Genomic DNA, 17,403 nt, shown 5'->3' with positions numbered 1-17,403 from the left:
ACGTCACCGGGGCCCCAGGGGCACCGGCCGGCTGGCACCACACGACGCTCCACCTCCGTCATCGTCGACCCGAGGAGAAACGCCCCCTCATGCCCGCTGCACGACTCGTCCTGGACGCGGCCTTCAGCATCGCCCCCGTCCCCCGCCGGCTCTTCGGCTCGTTCGTCGAGCACATGGGCCGGTGCGTCTACACCGGGATCTACGAACCCGGCCACCCGAGCGCCGACGACCAGGGCCTGCGCACCGACGTCCTGGAGCTGACCCGCCGGGTCGGCCCCACCGTCGTCCGCTACCCCGGTGGCAACTTCGTCTCCAACTACCGCTGGGAGGACGGCATCGGGCCCCGCGAGGACCGGCCCCGCCGGCTCGACCTCGCCTGGCACTCGGTCGAGACCAACCAGTTCGGCCTGCACGAGTTCGACGCCTGGGCCCAGAAGGCCGGCACCGAGGTGATGATGGCGGTCAACCTCGGCACCCGCGGCCTCCAGGAGGCCTGCGACCTCCTGGAGTACACCAACCACCCCGGCGGCACCTACTGGTCGGACCGGCGGATCGCCAACGGCGCGCAGCAGCCCTTCGACTACAAGCTGTGGTGCCTGGGCAACGAGATGGACGGGCCGTGGCAGGTCGGGCACAAGACCCCGGCCGAGTACGGCCGGCTCGCCAACGAGACCGGCAAGGCGATGCGGCTCATCGACTCCGAGATCGAGCTGGTGGCCTGCGGCTCGTCCAACTCCCGGATGCCGACCTTCGGGCGCTGGGAGTCCGAGGTCCTCGAGCTCTGCTACGACACGGTCGACTACGTCTCCTGCCACGCCTACTACGAGGAGCGCGACGACGACCCGCTGAGCTTCCTCGCCTCCGCGGTGGACATGGACTACTTCATCGACAGCGTGGTCGCCACCGCCGACGCCGTGAAGGCCCGCGGCCGGCACACGAAGACGCTCAACCTCTCCTTCGACGAGTGGAACGTCTGGTACCAGAGCCGCTTCAACGGCGACGGGCCCAAGCCGAAGACGGCCGAGTGGCGCGCGAACCCGCGGCTGATCGAGGACGAGTACACCGTCACCGACGCCGTGGTGGTGGGCACGCTGCTCAACTCCCTGCTGCGGCACGGCGACCGCGTCACCATCGCCAACCAGGCCCAGCTGGTCAACGTCATCGGCCTGATCCGCTCCGAGGAGGGCGGGGAGGCCTGGCTGCAGACCATCGCCCACCCCTTCGAGCAGGTCCGCCGGCTGGCGACGGGGCAGATCATCCAGGTCGTCGCCAGCAGCGACCTCTACGACTCCCCCACCTACACCGACGTCCCGGTCGTCGACGCGGCCGCCACCCACGACGCCGAGACCGGCCGCGCGGCGCTCTTCGTCGCCAACCGCAGCCTGACCGAGAGCGCCACGCTCGACGTGGACCTCCGGGGCCTGGGCAGCACCCGCGTGCTGGCCGCCACCACCCTGCACGCCCGCGGCGACCAGGACCGCCACACCACCAACCTCGAGGACCACGGGGCCGTCGCCCCGGTGGCCTTCGACGACCACGCGGTCGACGCCGGCCGGCTCACCGCGACCCTCCCGGCGCTGTCCTGGACCGTCTTCGAGCTCGACGCCGCCCGCGGCTGAGATGTCGGCGACGACCCGGGGGCGAGCCTCCCTCCCGCGGACGGCGGGCGTGTGTGACGATCGCCACACCCACGTCCGCCCGACTGACCGCACCATCCCGCTCGACCCCTGCCCGGGCGACCCGTCCTCACCGCGAGGCGGGCACCGGCAGGCGCTCACCACCCACCACACCGGAAGGACCACGCCATGACAAAGACGTTCAGCGCAGCAGGTACCGGAGGCTCCTTCGCGGGGAGCGCCATCACCCGACGAGGACTCCTCGGCGGAGCACTCGGCACGGCCGTGGCCGCCGGCCTCGCGGGCTGCAGCCCCGGCTCGGCGGGTGCCCCCGGTACCCAGCAGTCGGTCGCCGGCGGCGGCGGGTCGCAGGGCTACGACGGCCCCAACGTCGAGCTGGCCTACTGGAACGGCCTCACCGGCGGTGACGGGCCGATCATGCGGAAGCTGGTCTCCAACTTCAACAAGGAGCACCCCAACATCAAGGTCACCATGACCGCGATCGCGTGGGCGGAGTTCTTCCAGAAGGTGCCGGCGGCGGTCAGCAACGGCAAGGCGCCGAACATCGGCATCATGCACAACGACGACCTGGGCACGAACGCCGCCCGCCGGGTCATCGACCCCCTCGACGACGTCGCGACGGCGCTCAACCTGACCGAGGCCGACTTCGCCCCGCTCGCCTGGAACGGCGGCCTCTACAACGGCCAGCGCTACGGCATCCCGCTGGACATCCACCCCGCCGGCTTCTTCTACAACAAGACCGTGATGGAGAAAGCGGGCCTCGACCCGACGAAGCCGCCGACCACCGGCGACGAGCTGATGACCCAGCTGGAGACCCTGAAGTCCAAGGGCATCCAGGGCATGTGGACCTCGGCGCTCAGCGTCTACAACGGCCCGACCGCGCACATGCTGACCTACCAGTTCGGCGGCAAGATGGTCAACGACGACGGCCTCACCGTCGGCTGGGCCGAGGAGCCGGGCGTCAAGGCCATCCAGTGGTTCAAGGACCTCATCGACCAGGGCTACAGCCCGAAGAACGCCGCCGGCGACGGGGACTTCGTCTCCATCAGCAACGGCAAGTCGGCCTTCATGTTCAACGGCCCCTGGATGACGACGCCGATGGACGCGGTCAAGGGCCTGGAGTGGGGCGCCTCGCCGGTGCCGAACGTCGGCGGCCAGCAGGTCACCTGGGCCGGCTCGCACCAGTTCGTGCTCCCCCGCCAGATCAAGGCCGACGAGAACAAGGCCATCGCCAGCCGTGTCTTCGTCAACTGGATCTCCCAGCAGTCGCTGGGCTGGGCCGACGCCGGCATGGTGCCCGCTCGCAACGAGGTGCGCGAGTCCCCCGAGTTCGCTTCGAAGGGCCCCGTCACCGAGTTCGCCAAGGAGCTCGACTACATCCGCTTCGTGCCCTCGGTCCCCGGCGTCACCGACGTCTTCACCGAGTACAACCAGGCGGTCAGCAGCGCGATGCTGGGCAAGCAGCCCGTCGCCGACGCCCTGGGCCAGGCGGCCGAGCGGGCGAACAAGATCCTGGCCGCCAACAAGAAGAAGTACGGCTGATGAGCACCACCACCACTCCGGCCCCGGCGACGACCGCGTCGTTGCCGGGGGCGGGTGGTGCCCGCGGCGCCGGGAAGCTGCGGTTGCACCACCCGCTGACGCCGTACGTGATGTGCGCCCCGTACCTGATCCTGCTGTGCATGTTCGTGCTGGGCCCGGCGGTCTACGGCATCTGGATCAGCCTGCACGACTGGGACTTCATGCTGCCGCAGAAGCCCTTCGTCGGCCTGCAGAACTACGTCGACCTGACCGACCCGTCGTCGGTGATCTTCCAGGACTTCTGGCACGGCATGCGGGCGACGGCGATCTTCACCGTGGCCAGCGTGCCGTTCCTGGTGCTGATCCCGCTCGGCATCGCGATCATGCTGAACCGGCGGTTCAAGGGCCGCTCGTTCTTCCGGGCGGTGATTTTCGCGCCGTTCGTGCTGGGCATCGCCGTCATCGGCGTGCTGTTCACCTACCTGCTGGACGCGCAGTTCGGCCTGGTCAACGGGTTCCTCGGGCTCTTCGGCATCCCGCCGGTCGGCTGGGCGCAGACCCAGCCCTGGGCCTGGGTGGCGCTGGTCGGCATGACGGTGTGGTGGACGCTCGGCTTCAACACCGTCATCTACCTCGCCGGGCTGCAGGAGATCCCGCAGCAGAACTACGAGGCGGCCTCGCTGGACGGCGCGGGCGGCTGGGGGAAGTTCGTGCACATCACGATCCCCGGGCTGCGCAACGTGCTCGTCTTCACGATCACCACGACGGTGCTGGCCAGCGCCAACATGTTCGGCCAGTCCTACCTGGTGACCAAGGGCGGACCGGGTGACAGCACCCGCACCGCGATCATGGTGATGACCGAGGAGGGCCTGCGGAACTTCAAGATGGGGACCGCCTCGGCCATGAGCTACGTGCTCGCGGTCTTCCTCGGTCTCGTCTCCGTGATCATCTTCCTGGCGCTGCGCGAGAGGAACCCGAAGTGACGACCCTGCAGGACCCGGCCGTCGACGTCGACGCCCCGAAGACCGAGGACCGCAAGCACCGCAAGGCCTACAACCAGCACCGCAACGGGCCGATCTTCTGGGTCGGGATCGTGCTGCTCGCCCTGGTCTTCGTCGTCCCCATCCTGTGGATGTACCTGACCTCGGTGCGCCCGGTGGACGACGCCCGGCGGATCCCGATCTCGATCATCCCGGAGCGGTTCACACTGCGGGCCTACGAGCTGATCTTCGCCGACGCCGAGAACCCGGTGCTCCAGTGGGCGCTGAACTCCCTGCTGGCGGCCACGGCGCACGCGTTCCTGGTCATCGTCGTGGCGGCGCTGGCGGCCTACCCGCTGGCCCGGATGGAGTTCCGCGGGCGGAACCTGATCTTCAGCGTCATCATCGCGACGCTGCTGGTCCCGTCCTTCATCTTCCTGATGCCCAACTACCTGCTGATGAGCCGGCTGGGCTGGCTGGACACGCTGCTGGCCCTGATCGTGCCGGGCGCGGCCGGGGCGTTCAGCGTCTTCTTCCTGCGCCAGTTCTTCCTGGCCATGCCGAAGGAGCTCGAGGAGAGCGCCCTGATCGACGGGGCCAACACGTGGCACATCCTCACCCGGATCGTGCTGCCGATCTCCAAGCCGGCGCTGGTGACGCTGGGCACGCTGACGTTCCTCGGCAACTGGAACGACTTCATCTGGCCGGTGTTCGTGCTGTTCTCCCCGGAACGGCTCACCCTGCCGGCCGGGCTGGCCACCCTCCAGGGGTCGTACAACATCGACTACCCCGTGGTGATGGCGGGCGCGACCATCGCCTCGATCCCGGTGATGATCCTGTACATCTTCGTGCAGCGCTACGTCATCGAGGGCGTCGCCACCAGCGGCCTCAAGGGCTGACCCACCACCCCACCTGCAGCACCGGACCGCCGGCTCCCCACGGGGCCGGCGGTCCGCTGCTCCCCGACCCCGACGGAGGCCCCGATGGGCGCCACCCCACCCGCTCCCCCGGAGCAGCCGTGACGCGGCGGCGGACCTACACCAACCCGGTGTGGCCCGAGTACTTCGCCGACCCCTTCGTGCTGCGCTGGGAGGACCGCTACGTCGCCTACGGCACGGGCCCCTGGGTCGACGGCCGCGCCTTCCGGGTGCTGACGTCCACCGACCTGGTCAGCTGGTCCTCCGTCGGCGGGGCCCTGCAGCCGCTGCCGCCGGAGCAGGGCAGCGACTACTGGGCGCCAGAGGTCGTCGCCGCGGAGGGCCGCTGGTGGATGTACTACTCCGTCGGCTTCGAGGACCGCGGGCACTCGCTGCGGGTGGCCTCGGCCGGGTCCCCGCTGGGGCCCTTCGTCGACTGCGGCGTCGACCTCACCCCCGACGAGGTGTTCGCCATCGACCCGCACCCCTTCCGCGACGTCGACGGCCGCTGGTACCTCTACTACGCCCGCGACGTGCTGGACGCCGCCCGGGTCGGCACCCACCTCGCGGTGGCGGAGCTGGACGGGATGACCGCGCTGGCCGGGCCCGGGCGGTCCGTGCTGGAGCCGACGGCGGACTGGCAGATCTTCCAGCGGCAGCGCTCCCTGCACGGCCGGGTCAGCGACTGGCACACCCTCGAGGGGCCGGTCGTCCGCCGCCACGACGGGCGCTACCACCTGCTCTACTCCGGCGGCTCCTACCTCGGCGAGGGCTACGGCGTGGCCTGGGCGCACGCCGACCACCCCCTCGGGCCCTGGACCGAGCCCGCGGGTGCGGGGCGGCTGCTGGCCACGGTGCCCGGGCACGTGCGCGGGCCGGGGCACAACAGCGTGGTCACCACCCCGGCCGGGCACGACGTGCTCGTCTACCACGCCTGGGACGAGACGATGACCCGCCGCTGCCTCTGCATCGACCCCCTGCTGTGGGAGGACGGCGAGCCGCGCACCCCCGGTCCCACCTGGACCGAGCAGCCGCGCCCGCTGTGACCCGTCCGGCCTGAGCCGTGACCGCGGGCCGGACGAACACCCCGGTCACGGCTCAGACGGGGCGGCCGTCCCGCGGTCCGAAGGCCCGGAGCGCGTCGGCGTCGCTGGCGGTGGCCCGGAGGTACTCAGCGGCCCAGGCCGCCCGGTCGGGGTAGCTCGAGCCGGCCACCACCGCCGCCACCGCCGCGTCCAGGTCCACCGGGGTGTGCCGCAGGCTCACCTGTCCCCCGCGGAGCAGCGCCCACGCACCCCCGGGCCGCCCGTAGGGCATGCCGACGCTGCCCGGGTTCACCACCAGCCGCCGGTCGACGAGGCGGACGAACGGCATGTGGGTGTGGCCGCAGACGACGGTCCGCTCGTCGGCCGCCAGCCCGGCGAAGGCCTCCGCCCAGCGCTCGAGCCGGGTGTCGACGAGGACGACCTCCTCGTCGTCGCGGGGGGTGCCGTGGCAGAACACGACGGGGCCGAAGCCGTCCACCTCGAGCCGCACCGGGTGCGGCAGGCCGTCCAGGAGCTCCACCTGGTCGGGCCGGAGCTGCCCGGCCGCCCAGACCGACTCCGGGTAGGGGGCGGTGCCGCCGCGGGCCAGCGCGACCAGCTCGCGGTCGGCGTTGCCGCGGACCAGCAGGACCCGCGACCCGAGGCCGGTGAGCCGGTCGAGCACCTCCACCGGCATCGGGCCGGCGGCGTGGTCCCCGGTCACCACCACCCGGTCGGCCGCGCGCACGTCCGGCTCGGCCAGCACGGCGTCGAGCACGGGCAGCACCCCGTGCACGTCGGACAGAACGGCGACGCTGGCAGGCACGTCCCGACCCTACGACCGTCCCCAGGCGGCGGGAGCCGCCGCCGGTCGTCCACAGGGTCGGACCTGGACGGCCGGGACCGGTCCCGCCTCCGGAGGGTGCCGTCATGGGAGAGACGTCGTGAGGACCACCGCGGCCGGGCGGGCCGCTCTCGTCACCGCCGTGCTGCTCGTGCTGGCCGCCCTGCTGGGCCGCGCCCAGCCGGCGGCGGGCGCCCCGCGGGAGCCGGCGGTGCCGGGCGGCGGCTGGCCGCTCGCGGGTGCCCCGCGGGTGCTGCGCCCGTTCGAGGCCCCGGCCCACCGCTACGGACCGGGGCACCGGGGCGCCGACCTCGCCGCCCGGGTCGGCACGCCGGTCCTGGCGGCGCTGCCCGGGCGGGTGGCCTTCGCCGGGCTCGTGGCCGGGCGGGACGTCGTCAGCGTGGACACGGGCGGGCTGCGGACCACCTACGAGCCGGTCGCCGCCCAGGTGGTGGCCGGCGACGTGGTGGCGGCCGGCGACCCGCTCGGTGTCCTCACCACCGGCTCCCACTGCCGGGAGCCGTGCCTGCACTGGGGCCTGCGCAGCGGCGAGGACTACCTGGACCCGCTGCGGACGCTGCGGGCCGGCGACGGGGTGGCCCTGGTCGCGGCGGACCGCCGAGCCGGCGTGGCCGAGGCCGCGGCGGAGCGCGCCCGGCTGGGCGAGGCGTCGACGGCCGGGCTGGGGGCCGGCTGGGTGGCCCTCCCCGGCGGCGCGCACGGCTTCGCCCGGCCGGCGGCCGGCGCGGTGACCTCACCGTTCGGGCTGCGGCTGCACCCCGTGCTGCACGTGTGGAAGCTGCACGACGGGACCGACCTGGGCGCCGCCTGCGGCTCCCCCGTCCGGGCACCCGCGGACGGAGTGGTGACGGCTGTCGGGCCGGCCGGCGGCTACGGGAACCGGCTGCTGCTGGAGCACGGCCGGGTCGACGGGGTCGCCGTGCGGACCGGGTACAACCACGCGTCGCGCTACGTCGTGCGGCCCGGCCAGCGGGTGGTGCGGGGGCAGCTGCTGGGCCAGGTCGGCAGCACCGGCTACTCCACGGGGTGCCACCTGCACCTGCAGGTCTGGCTCGGCGGCCGGCTCGCCGACCCGCGCCGGTGGTTCACCCTGTGACGGCAGGACGCCGCGGCTCAGGCGCGGGGGTGGGCACGGGCGAAGGCCTCGCGCAGCCGCTCGTCGGTGACGTGGGTGTAGATCTGCGTCGTCGCCAGCGAGGCGTGGCCCAGCATCTCCTGGACGCTGCGCAGGTCGGCCCCGCCCTCCAGCAGGTGGGTGGCCATGGCGTGCCGCAGGCCGTGGGGGCCGAGGTCGGGGGCGCCGTCCACCCGGCCGAGGGCGGTGTGCACCACCCGGCGGACGACGCGGGGGTCCACCCGGCCGCCCCGGCTGCCCAGGAACACGGCCGGTCCCGAGGCAGGGGTGGCCAGCGCCGGGCGGCCCTCGGCGAGGTAGCGCTCGACGGCCCGCAGGGCGGGCAGGCCGACGGGCACGGAACGCTCCTTGTCACCCTTCCCTACGACCCGGACCAGCCGCCGCTCGGTGTCGACGTCGTCCAGGTCCAGCCCGCACAGCTCGGCGACCCGCACCCCTGTCGCGTACAGCACCTCGAGCAGGGCGAGGTCGCGCAGCCCGAGCGCCGGGTCATCCGTCCGCGGCGGGGCGGCGTCGGCGGGGCCCGGCGGTGGGGTCTCGGGGTCCGCGGCGGCGGTGGTCGCGGTGGGCGGGTCCGGCGCGGCCGGGGTGGGCTGCGGCCGGGCGGCGTCGAGCATCGCGGCGGCCTCGGCCCGGGCCAGGTGGGGCGGCAGCGACCGCTCCTTGCGGGGCGACCGCAGGCCGGCGGCGGGGTTGGTCGGCACCCGTCCGGTGCCCTGGGCCCAGGTGAAGAACACCCGGACGGCGGCCGAGCGCCGCTGCAGGGTGGACCGGGCCTGGCCGCGGGTCTGCTCCCGGGCCAACCAGCTGCGCAGCGACCGGACGGTGACGGCGTCCAGGGACGTCAGCCCCAGCCGCTGGAGGTGGCGCAGCAGCCCGGTGACGTCGCCGGTGTAGGCGCGGACGGTGTGCGCGGACAGCTCGCGCTGCAGCCGCAGGTGGCGGCCGTAGTCCTCCACCAGCGCGCGGAACCCGGCGCCCAGGGGCTCCTCGCCGTCGGCGGCGCTCGGGTCCTGGGTGGTCACGTCTCACCCTCGCCCGGCCCGCCGGTCCGGGCAAGCCGCCACTCCGCCCGTCCCTGCGGACCCGCGACCCCCGGTGCGGCGCAGGAGCTGTGGTATCCAGGGGCGATGCAGCCCGCGGTGGGGACCACGCTCCCCGGTCAGGTCGTCATCGGCGGCTACACCCCCGGGCCGGACGGGGACGCCGTCGGGCTCACCTCGCTGCGCCCCGGCCCGGACGGCGACGGGCTGGCCGTCGTCGGCTCCCTGGCGCTGCCGAGCCCCACCTACCTCGTGGCCCACCCCGAACAGCCCTGGCTGTTCGTGGTCGGCGAGGCCGAGGACGGCCAGGTGAGCAGCGTGCGGCTGGAGGACGACGGCGGGCTGACCCTGCTCTCCACGCAGGCCACCGGCGGCAGCGGGAGCTGCCACGTCGCCCTCACCGCCGACGGCCGGCACGTGCTGGTGGCCGACTACGGCTCGGGCACCGTGTGCTGCGTCCCCGTCGGTGACGACGGCCGGCTCGCCGCGCGGACCGGCTTCTGGCGCTCCGAGGGCTCCGGGCCCGACGCCGAGCGGCAGGAGAGCCCGCACGCGCACCAGGTCGTCGTCGACGGCGACGAGGTGCTGGTGGCCGACCTCGGCACCGACCAGGTCCTCCGGCTCCGCGTCGGGGCCGACGGCGACCTCCAGGAGGCCGGCCCCGCCGTGCCGCTGCCGGCCGGCTCGGGACCTCGGCACCTCGTCGTGCTCGGGGACCACCTCGTCGTCGCCACCGAGCTCAGCGGGGAGCTCTGGCTGGGCCGTCGCGCCTCCGACGGCGGCTGGACCGAGGTGGACCGGGTGCCCTGCACGGCCACCACCGGCGACGGCGAGCTCTACCCGTCCGCCCTGCGCGCCGATGGCGACACCGTGCTGGTGGCCAACCGCGGACCGGGCACCGTCGCGACGTTCGCGCTGGACGCCGAGGCCGGCACGCTGCGACTGCTCGAGGAGCGCTCGGGCGGCGGCCGCTGGCCCCGGGACCTCGTCGTCAGCGACGACCTGCTGTGGGTGGCGAACCAGACCGACGACGTCGTCACCGTGCTGCGCCGCGGCGGTGACGACGGCGGGGGCGACGGCGGTGGGGACGGCGAGGGCGAGCCGGTCCTCCTCCTCGCCACCCCGGCGCCGGCCTGCATCCTGCTGGGACCCGCGGGCGTCGATGGATAACCTGGGCCGGTGACCACTACCGACGTGACGACCGGCGGCACCGTGCTGCCGATCGCCCGGTGGGGTGAGCCCGTCATGCACGCGCGCACCCGGCCGGTGACCGAGTTCGACGACCGCCTCCAGAGCCTGGTGGCCGACATGTTCGCCACCATGTACGCCGCGGAGGGGGTCGGGCTGGCCGCCACCCAGGTCGGCGTCGACCTGGCGGTGTTCGTGTTCGACTGCCCCGACGACGACCACGTCCGGCACTCCGGGGTCATCTGCAACCCGGTCGTCGAGCTGCCCGAGGGCAAGGACCGCGTGCTCGAGGCCGCCGACGAGGGCTGCCTGTCCCTGCCGGGCGCCTACATCGAGCTGGCCCGGCCCGACCACGCCGTCTGCCGCGGTCAGGACGTCGAGGGGAACCCGGTCGAGGTCACCGGCACCGGGCTGCTGTCGCGCTGCCTGCAGCACGAGACCGACCACCTCAACGGCACGGTCTTCGGGGACCGGCTCTCGGGCCGCGCCCGCAAGAAGCTGTACCGGCTGCACGAGGACCGCGCCGACGGCTACCCCGACGACTGGCCGGTCTCGCCGCGGGTGCGCGACGACGACGAGGACGACGAGGACTGACGCGGGCCCTGGCCCAGCACGTAGCAGGCGATCGCCGCGGCCGCGGCGACGTTGAGCGAGTCGATGCCCGCGGCCATCGGGATGGTGACGCGGGTGGTGGCCTGGCTGCTCCAGCGCTCCGACAGCCCGGCGCCCTCGGTGCCCAGCAGCACCGCGACCTTCCGCGGCGTCCGGGCCAGGTCGGCGGCCACCTCGGCGAGGTCGACGGCGTCGGGCGCCAGGGTCAGCGCGAGCGTGGTGAAGCCGGCGTCGGCCAGCTGCGCCGGAGCGGCGTGCCAGTCGGGCAGCCGCGCCCAGGGCAACGAGAAGACGGCCCCCATGCTGACCTTGACGGCGCGCCGGTAGAGCGGGTCCGCCGCCCGCGGTGAGAGCAGGACGCCGTCCCAGCCGAGGCCGGCGGCGTTGCGGAGCAGGGCCCCGACGTTGGTGTGGTCGACGACGTCCTCGCAGACGACCAGCCGCTCGCGGGCCAGCAGGTCGGCGACGTCGTGCCGCTGCTCGCGGTGCAGCGACGCCAGCGCCCCGCGGTGCACGTGGAAGCCGGTGACCTCCTCGGCCAGCTGCTCGCTGACCACGTGCACCGGCACGTCCGGCCAGCGCTCCAGGACGTCCTGCAGGCTGTCCAGCCAGCGCGGCGCCAGCAGGAAGGACCGCGGCCGGTAGCCGGCCTCGACGGCCCGCCGGATGACCTTCTCCCCCTCGGCGATGAACAGCCCCTGCGCGGACTCGAGCGAGCGGCGCAGCGACGTCTCGCGCAGCCGGACGTAGTCGGCCAGCCGGTCGTCGTCGGCGCGCTCGACGGGGACGAGCGGCACCTCAGGCCGCCCGTCGCCGGAGCCGGTCCAGCACCCCGACGAGCAGGTCGCGGACCCTGGCCGCCTCGCGCGGGCGCCGGCCCGCGAGCACGGCGACCTGCACGCCGTCGACCTCGCCGGTGGCCGGGGTCCAGGCCGTGGCCTCCTCGGCGCGGTCGGCCCGGACGCAGAACACCCGCAGCCGCTCCGCCTCGGCCGAGACGGCCCGGTTGGCCTCCGCGTCGTCGGTGGCGGCGAGCACGTACCAGGCCCCCTCGAGGTCGCCGGTGCGGAAGGTCCGCGGCCACCACGTCAGCTCCCCCGCCTCGGCGGCCCGGGCCAGGGCGGGGCTGACGGTCGGGGCCACGACGCAGACGCGGGCACCGGCCTCGACCAGCCGGGGCAGCCGCCGGCTGGCGACCTGGCCGCCGCCCACCACGACGACCCGCCGGCCGGTCAGCCGCAGGCCGGTCAGGTAGGGGGCCGCGAGCCCGCCGTCGCTGTCCACAGGTCCATGATGACCCACGCCCCCGCCGCTCGGGCCGCCGTCCAGGCCCGTCAAGCCTGAAGTCTTTCGTCGTGCGTGCGCAAGGCTCTAGACTTGCCCGGTGTTCGTGCTCACCGTCGACCAGGCCGGCTCCCGCCGTCATCCCGACCTCGTGCCGTCGACGACGGAGGCCCTGGCCCCGCTGCGCCCCCGGCTCCCGTTCACCCGCACCGTCGGGGACGAGTTCCAGGGTGTGCTGGAGGACCCGGTGTCGGTGGTCGATGCCATCCTGACGCTCATGCGCAGCAGGACCTGGCACGTCGGCCTCGGCATCGGCGCCGTGGAGGAGCCGTTGCCCGACGACCCCCGGGCGGCCCGCGGGACGGCGTTCCTCGCCGCCCGCCGCGCCGTCGAGCTCGCCAAGCGGGCGCCGGGCCTCGTGCACGTCGTCGCCCCGGACGCGCCCGCCGAGGCCGAGGACGCGGCCGTCGTGCTGCAGCTCCTCGCCGACCTCCGCGAGCGCCGGACCGACGCCGGCTGGGAGGCGGTCGACGCGATGGCGGCCAGCGGCCAGCAGGCCGAGGTCGCCGAGCGCCTCGGCGTCACCCGGCAGGCCGTCGGCCAGCGGCTGCGGGCCGCGGGCTGGGCGCTGGAGCAGCGGACGCTGCCCACCCTGGCGCGGCTGCTGGCCCGGGCTGAAGTCGTCGCCGGCGGCCGGCCGTGACGCTGCTGACCGGGCTGGCCGCCCTGCTCTGGCTGGTGCTGACCGCGCTCAGCGTCCTCGCCTGGCGGGACCCGGGGCGCCGCCGGCCCCGGCTGACCCGGACGCCGGCCCTGGTGGGCGTGCTGGCCGCGGAGGTGCTGGGCACCGGGGCCGTCGCCCTGCTCGGGGCGCTGGGCAGCCCGCTGCCCGCCCCGTGGTCGTGGTTCGCGGTCGTCCTCGCCTGCGCCGCCTCGCTGCTGTGCGGCGGGGTGGTGACCAGCTGCGTGCTGGCGCTGGCCGACGCCTCCACCCGGACCGGCGGCCCGCGGGTGCAGCGCACCGTCCTGCGCGGCGGCACCTGGATCGGCGCGCTCGAACGGCTGGCGCTGACCGCGGTGGTCGTCGCCGGCTGGCCGGCGGGGCTGGCCGCGGTCGTGGCCGTCAAGGCGTTCGCGCGCTACCCCGAGCTGCGGGCCAGCCCGGCCACCGGCGCCGTCGAGCGCTTCATCGTCGGCACCTTCACCAGCCTGGGCTGGGCCGCGGTCTGCGCCGGCACCGTCCTGGTCCTCACCTGAGCGGCGGGCCTGCCTAGGCTGGCCCCGTGGACAGCCCCGCTCTCGGCACCCTCGACTGGCGCCCGGCCCTCGACCGGCCCGACCTGCTCGCCGCCCCGGTGGCCGCGGCGCTCGCGGACGCCGGGCCCGGCTGGTTCGTGGCCCCGATCGACGCCGACCTCGCCGACACCGCCGCCTTCTGCGCCACCTACGACGTACCGCTGGCCGCCTCGGCCAACTGCGTCGTCGTCGCGGGCCGGCGGGGCGAGGAGACGACGCTGGCCGCATGCCTGGTGCTGGCCACCGACCGGGCCGACGTCAACAAGGTGGTCCGCCGGCACCTCGACGTCCGCAAGATCTCCTTCGCGCCGATGGAGGAGGCGGTGAGCCGCACCGGCATGGCCCACGGCGGGATCACCCCGGTCGGCCTGCCGGCGGACTGGCCGCTGCTGGTCGACGCCGGCGTCGCCGGGGCCGGCTGGGTGGTGGTCGGCAGCGGCACCCGGGGCGGCAAGCTCGCCGTCCGCGGCGAGGACCTGGCCCGGCTGCCCGGCGCGGAGGTGCTGGCCCTGGCGGTCAGCGCAGCAGGTTGACGATCGCCGCGAGGCCGACGACGATCACCACGCGGTAGACCTTCGGCGGCAGCCGGCGGCCCACCCGCGCCCCGACCTGGGCGCCGAGCACCGAGCCGACGGCGAGCAGCGCGACGACGGTCCAGTCGACCTCGGAGATCAGGATGAACACCACCCCGGCGACGCCGTTGGCGATCCCGGTCAGCACGTTCTTCAGGGCGTTGACCCGCGCCAGCGTCTCGCTGAGCGCCACGCCCATGACCGCGATGACCAGGACGCCCTAGGCGGCGCCGAAGTAGCCGCCGTAGGCGCCCGTGACCACGACCACGGGCCACAGCCACAGCGGGCCGCGCCCGTCGGCGGTCTGGCCGAGACGCTCACGCCGCGCCGCCACCCGGCGCGACAGGGCCGGCCCGACGACCACGAGCACCAGCCCGATCCCGATGAGGACGGGGACGATGGCGTCGAAGGCCGCCGACGGCAGCCGCAGCAGCAGCAGGGCGCCGACGACCGCGCCGAGCAGCGAGGCCGAGCCGTAGCGCAGCACCCGCGCCCGCTGCCCGACCAGCTCCTGGCGGCCGGCCAGGGCCCCGGCGAAGGAGCCCGGGGCCAGGCCGATGCAGTTCGAGACGTTCGCCAGCACCGGCGGCATGCCGAGGGCCAGCAGGGTGGGGAAGGTGATGAGGGTGCCGCTGCCGACCACCGTGTTGATGAGGCCGGCCGCCGCCCCGACGAGGGCGACGAGCAGCAGCTGCCACCACTCCACCTAGCGCAGCTCGGGCTCCGGCCCGGCCGGGACGCTGTCCTCGGCGGCCGGCTTCTCGAAGCCGCTGGTGGCCGCCTCGATGGCCTCGGGCCGGGTGGACAGGGCCGGCTTGCCCGCGGCGGAGCCCTTCTCCAGCTGCTGGGCCGCTGCGATGGCCTCCTGCATGGTCCGCTCGGACGCGGCGGCCTCGGCCGCGTTCTGCTTGCTGATCTCGGCCTGCACGTCGATCTTCGGCGGCGCGCTGAACTCGCCCTTCGCGCTGGCCGGGATGCCGGAGGTGATCTCGCCGACAGCGCTGCCCAGGCCCTTGAGGGCGTCGTTCAGCTCGCTCGGCACGATCCAGACCTTGTTGGCGTCACCCTTGGCCAGGTTCGGCAGCATCTGCATGTACTGGTACGCCAGCAGCGCCTGGTCGGGCTGGCCGGCGTGGATCGCGCCGAAGACGGTGCTGATGGCCTGCGCCTCGCCCTCGGCCCGCAGCATCTGGGCCTGCCGGTCGGCCTGCGCGCGCAGCACGGCGGCCTCGCGGTCACCCTGGGCCCGCAGGATCGCGGACTCCTTCTCACCGCCGGCGGCGAGGATCTGCGACTGGCGCTGGCCCTCGGCGATGAGGATCGAGGCGCGCTTGTCGCGCTCGGCGCGGGCACCCTTCTCCATGGCGTCGCGGATGGTGGCGGGCGGCTCGATGGCCCGCAGCTCGACGCGGTTGACCTTGATCCCCCACTTGCCGGTGGCCTCGTCGAGGACGAGGCGCAGCTTCTGGTTGATCTCCTCGCGGCTGGTCAGGGTCTGCTCGAGGTCGAGCCCGCCGATGATGTTGCGCAGCGTGGTCATGGTCAGCTGCTCGATCGCCTTGATGTAGTCCTGCGCCTCGTAGGCGGCGCGGACCGGGTCGATCACCTGGAAGTAGATGACCGAGTCGATGCTCACCATCAGGTTGTCCTCGGTGATCACGCCCTGCGGCGGGAACGGGACGACGGTCTCGCGCATGTCGAGGTTGATGCGCACCTTGTCGAGCACCGGCACCAGCAGGTGCGGACCGGACTCCAGGGTGCGGTTGAACTTGCCCAGCCGCTCGACCACGCCCACCCGCTGCTGGCGGATGATCTTGATCGAGTTGGCGAGGATGAAGATCGCCGCCAGCGCGATGACGAGGCTGACGATCAGGGTCGTGGGGTCCACGGGTCTGTCCTCCTAGCCCACCCGCAGCCGGGTGGACCTCCAGTCTGCCCCGCGCTCAGGGCAGGGCGTCGTACTTGGGGTAGACGACGGCGATGGCCCCGTCGATCTCGTAGACCTCGATCTCGGTGCCCGCGTCGATGACGAGGTCGGAGGCGTAGGGGCGGGCCGACCAGCTCTGCCCGTCCACCTTGATCTCCCCGCCCGCGCGGTCGATCTGGGACACGGCGACGCCGGAGCTGCCGACCATCTTGGCCGTCGAGGAGCGGTAGCCGGGCATGCTCCGGACCCGGTCGATGAGGGTCGGGCGCAGCAGCGCCAGCATCCCCACGCTGACGCCGGAGGCGACGAGGACCTGCAGCCACCAGAGGTCGGGCGCGGCCACCGCGACGCCGGCGCCCGCGAGGGCGCCGACCGCGAGCATGATCAGCACGAGGTCCAGCGAGACGATCTCGGCCACGGCCAGCAGGAACGCGAGGCTCAGCCAGATCGCCCAGGCGTGGTCACCCAGCCAGTCGGTCAAGTTCACCTCCACGGTGCGCCTCCCGCGGTCGGGTCGACCGGCGGCGGGCCTGCCCCCATGCTGCCAGACCGCCGAAGGCCCGGACCGGACCCGGCGCGGGACCCGCCCCTGCTAGACGGCACGGGCGGCCCAGCGTCCGTCGGTCTCGGTGAGGGCCAGCGGCAGGTCGAACGTCGCGGTGAGGTTCTCCGCGGTCAGCGTCTCGCGCAGCGGGCCCGCGGCGACCACCCGCCCGTGCTTCAGGAGCAGTGCGTGGGTGATGCCGACGGGGATCTCCTCGACGTGGTGGGTGACCAGCACCGAGGCGGGCGCGTGCGGGTCGGTGGCCAGCTCGCTGAGCGTGCGCACCAGCGACTCCCGGCCGGTGAGGTCCAGCCCGGCGGCCGGCTCGTCGAGCAGCAGCAGCTCGGGGTCGGTCATCAGCGCGCGGGCGATCTGGACGCGCTTGCGCTCGCCCTCGCTGAGGGTGCCGAAGGTGCGGTCGGCGAGCTGGTCGATGTGCAGGGAGGCCAGCAGCTCGTCGGCGCGCTCGTGGTCGAGGGCGTCGTACTCCTCGCGCCAGCGGCCCACCACGGCGTAGGAGGCCGAGACGACGACGTCGTGCACCCGCTCCCCGCGCGGCACCCGCTCGGCCAGGACGGCCGAGGTGATCCCGATGCGCGGCCGCAGCTCGAAGACGTCGACGGTGCCCAGCACCTCCCCGAGCAGCCCGGCGACGCCGCTGGAGGGGTGGATCTGGGCGGCGAGCACCTGGAGCAACGTCGTCTTGCCGGCCCCGTTGGGACCGATGACCACCCAGCGGTCGGCCTCGTCCACGGTCCAGTCCACGTCGTCCAGCAGCGTCGCGCCCCCGCGGACGATGCTGACGCCGGCGAGGTCCACGACTGCTGACATGACGACCAACCTAGCGAACGCCGCCG

At 74.1% G+C, this 17,403-nt stretch carries 18 protein-coding genes and 1 pseudogene; 11 read left to right on the top strand and 8 right to left on the bottom strand.

The window, feature by feature from the left end; all coding sequences use genetic code 11:
* The first annotated feature begins 89 nt into the window (after positions 1-89).
* From arfA to JOF54_RS17330, 5 genes are all read left to right on the top strand, one after another.
* Positions 90-1,619 carry an arabinosylfuranosidase ArfA gene (arfA, locus tag JOF54_RS17350; protein ID WP_210058068.1) on the top strand — a complete coding sequence of 510 codons (1,530 nt, stop codon included), beginning with the start codon at positions 90-92 and terminating at the stop codon, positions 1,617-1,619.
* A 186-nt stretch (positions 1,620-1,805) separates the two neighbouring features.
* Entirely contained in the window at positions 1,806-3,179 is a 1,374-nt protein-coding gene (locus JOF54_RS17345; RefSeq protein ID WP_210058066.1) for an ABC transporter substrate-binding protein, read from the top strand.
* The gene (locus tag JOF54_RS17340; protein ID WP_210058064.1) at positions 3,179-4,141 is read left to right on the top strand and encodes a carbohydrate ABC transporter permease; all 963 of its coding nucleotides are present in this window, start codon (positions 3,179-3,181) and stop codon (positions 4,139-4,141) included. Before JOF54_RS17345 ends, JOF54_RS17340 begins: the two co-directional genes overlap by 1 nt.
* The gene (locus JOF54_RS17335; protein WP_307804321.1) at positions 4,138-5,037 is read left to right on the top strand and encodes a carbohydrate ABC transporter permease; all 900 of its coding nucleotides are present in this window, start codon (positions 4,138-4,140) and stop codon (positions 5,035-5,037) included. The genes JOF54_RS17340 and JOF54_RS17335 overlap by 4 nt, the downstream gene beginning before the upstream one ends.
* A 119-nt stretch (positions 5,038-5,156) precedes the next feature.
* On the top strand, positions 5,157-6,101 hold the full coding sequence (locus tag JOF54_RS17330; protein WP_210058061.1) for a glycoside hydrolase family 43 protein: 945 nt from the start codon (positions 5,157-5,159) through the stop codon (positions 6,099-6,101).
* A 52-nt stretch (positions 6,102-6,153) separates the two neighbouring features.
* On the opposite strand, the gene JOF54_RS17325 is transcribed toward JOF54_RS17330, so the two are convergent.
* The gene (locus JOF54_RS17325) at positions 6,154-6,906 is read right to left on the bottom strand and encodes a metallophosphoesterase family protein (RefSeq protein ID WP_210058059.1); all 753 of its coding nucleotides are present in this window, start codon (positions 6,904-6,906) and stop codon (positions 6,154-6,156) included.
* A gap of 118 nt (positions 6,907-7,024) precedes the next feature.
* Between JOF54_RS17325 and JOF54_RS17320 the strand changes: the two genes are divergently transcribed.
* Positions 7,025-8,041, top strand: coding sequence for a peptidoglycan DD-metalloendopeptidase family protein (locus JOF54_RS17320; protein ID WP_210058057.1), 1,017 nt, complete (start codon positions 7,025-7,027; stop codon positions 8,039-8,041).
* Positions 8,042-8,058: 17 nt separating this feature from the next.
* Here the strand turns inward: JOF54_RS17320 and JOF54_RS17315 are convergent, their stop codons facing one another.
* The gene (locus tag JOF54_RS17315; protein WP_307804319.1) at positions 8,059-9,105 is read right to left on the bottom strand and encodes a tyrosine recombinase XerC; all 1,047 of its coding nucleotides are present in this window, start codon (positions 9,103-9,105) and stop codon (positions 8,059-8,061) included.
* A 105-nt stretch (positions 9,106-9,210) separates the two neighbouring features.
* Here JOF54_RS17315 and JOF54_RS17310 point away from each other — a divergent pair, with 105 nt between their 5' ends.
* On the top strand, positions 9,211-10,293 hold the full coding sequence (locus JOF54_RS17310) for a lactonase family protein (protein WP_210058055.1): 1,083 nt from the start codon (positions 9,211-9,213) through the stop codon (positions 10,291-10,293).
* Between the two features lie 9 nt (positions 10,294-10,302).
* The gene (def, locus tag JOF54_RS17305) at positions 10,303-10,905 is read left to right on the top strand and encodes a peptide deformylase (RefSeq protein WP_210058053.1); all 603 of its coding nucleotides are present in this window, start codon (positions 10,303-10,305) and stop codon (positions 10,903-10,905) included.
* On the opposite strand, the gene JOF54_RS17300 is transcribed toward def, so the two are convergent.
* On the bottom strand, positions 10,842-11,720 hold the full coding sequence (locus JOF54_RS17300) for a TrmH family RNA methyltransferase (protein WP_210058051.1): 879 nt from the start codon (positions 11,718-11,720) through the stop codon (positions 10,842-10,844). The genes def and JOF54_RS17300 overlap by 64 nt on opposite strands.
* Position 11,721: 1 nt before the next feature.
* Positions 11,722-12,207, bottom strand: coding sequence for a precorrin-2 dehydrogenase/sirohydrochlorin ferrochelatase family protein (locus JOF54_RS17295; protein ID WP_210058050.1), 486 nt, complete (start codon positions 12,205-12,207; stop codon positions 11,722-11,724).
* A 100-nt stretch (positions 12,208-12,307) separates the two neighbouring features.
* On the opposite strand from JOF54_RS17295, the gene JOF54_RS17290 reads away from it, so the two are divergent.
* The 3 genes from JOF54_RS17290 to JOF54_RS17280 are packed head-to-tail and all read left to right on the top strand — an operon-like array spanning position 12,308 to position 14,036.
* A complete protein-coding gene (locus JOF54_RS17290; protein WP_210058047.1) occupies positions 12,308-12,910 on the top strand; it encodes a hypothetical protein in 603 nt (200 codons plus the stop codon).
* Positions 12,907-13,464 (top strand): hypothetical protein, encoded by a 558-nt coding sequence (locus tag JOF54_RS17285; protein ID WP_210058045.1) that lies wholly within the window; start codon positions 12,907-12,909, stop codon positions 13,462-13,464. Before JOF54_RS17290 ends, JOF54_RS17285 begins: the two co-directional genes overlap by 4 nt.
* A 26-nt stretch (positions 13,465-13,490) precedes the next feature.
* Positions 13,491-14,036, top strand: a complete 546-nt coding sequence (locus tag JOF54_RS17280; RefSeq protein ID WP_210058042.1) for a YbaK/EbsC family protein — start codon at positions 13,491-13,493, stop codon at positions 14,034-14,036.
* Here JOF54_RS17280 and JOF54_RS17275 read toward each other — a convergent pair.
* The 4 genes and pseudogenes from JOF54_RS17275 to JOF54_RS17260 all read right to left on the bottom strand — a co-directional run bounded on the left by JOF54_RS17275 (position 14,020) and on the right by JOF54_RS17260 (position 17,377).
* Positions 14,020-14,781: pseudogene (locus JOF54_RS17275) on the bottom strand (sulfite exporter TauE/SafE family protein). The gene JOF54_RS17280 and the pseudogene JOF54_RS17275 sit on opposite strands and share 17 nt — an antisense overlap.
* Positions 14,782-15,963: an SPFH domain-containing protein gene (locus tag JOF54_RS17270; RefSeq protein WP_210058040.1), complete on the bottom strand. Its 1,182-nt coding sequence runs from the start codon at positions 15,961-15,963 to the stop codon at positions 14,782-14,784.
* 55 nt (positions 15,964-16,018) lie between these two features.
* On the bottom strand, positions 16,019-16,495 hold the full coding sequence (locus tag JOF54_RS17265; protein ID WP_307804318.1) for an NfeD family protein: 477 nt from the start codon (positions 16,493-16,495) through the stop codon (positions 16,019-16,021).
* A 99-nt stretch (positions 16,496-16,594) separates the two neighbouring features.
* Complete coding sequence (locus tag JOF54_RS17260) at positions 16,595-17,377, bottom strand: ABC transporter ATP-binding protein (RefSeq protein WP_210058038.1); 783 nt, start codon at positions 17,375-17,377, stop codon at positions 16,595-16,597.
* Positions 17,378-17,403 lie beyond the last annotated feature (26 nt).

The organism is Microlunatus capsulatus, assembly GCF_017876495.1.
In the GTDB taxonomy this organism is placed as follows: Bacteria; Actinomycetota; Actinomycetes; order Propionibacteriales; family Propionibacteriaceae; genus Microlunatus; species Microlunatus capsulatus.
Note: the sequence above shows the minus strand (reverse complement) of the source record. Positions and strands in the feature narration are given on the sequence as shown.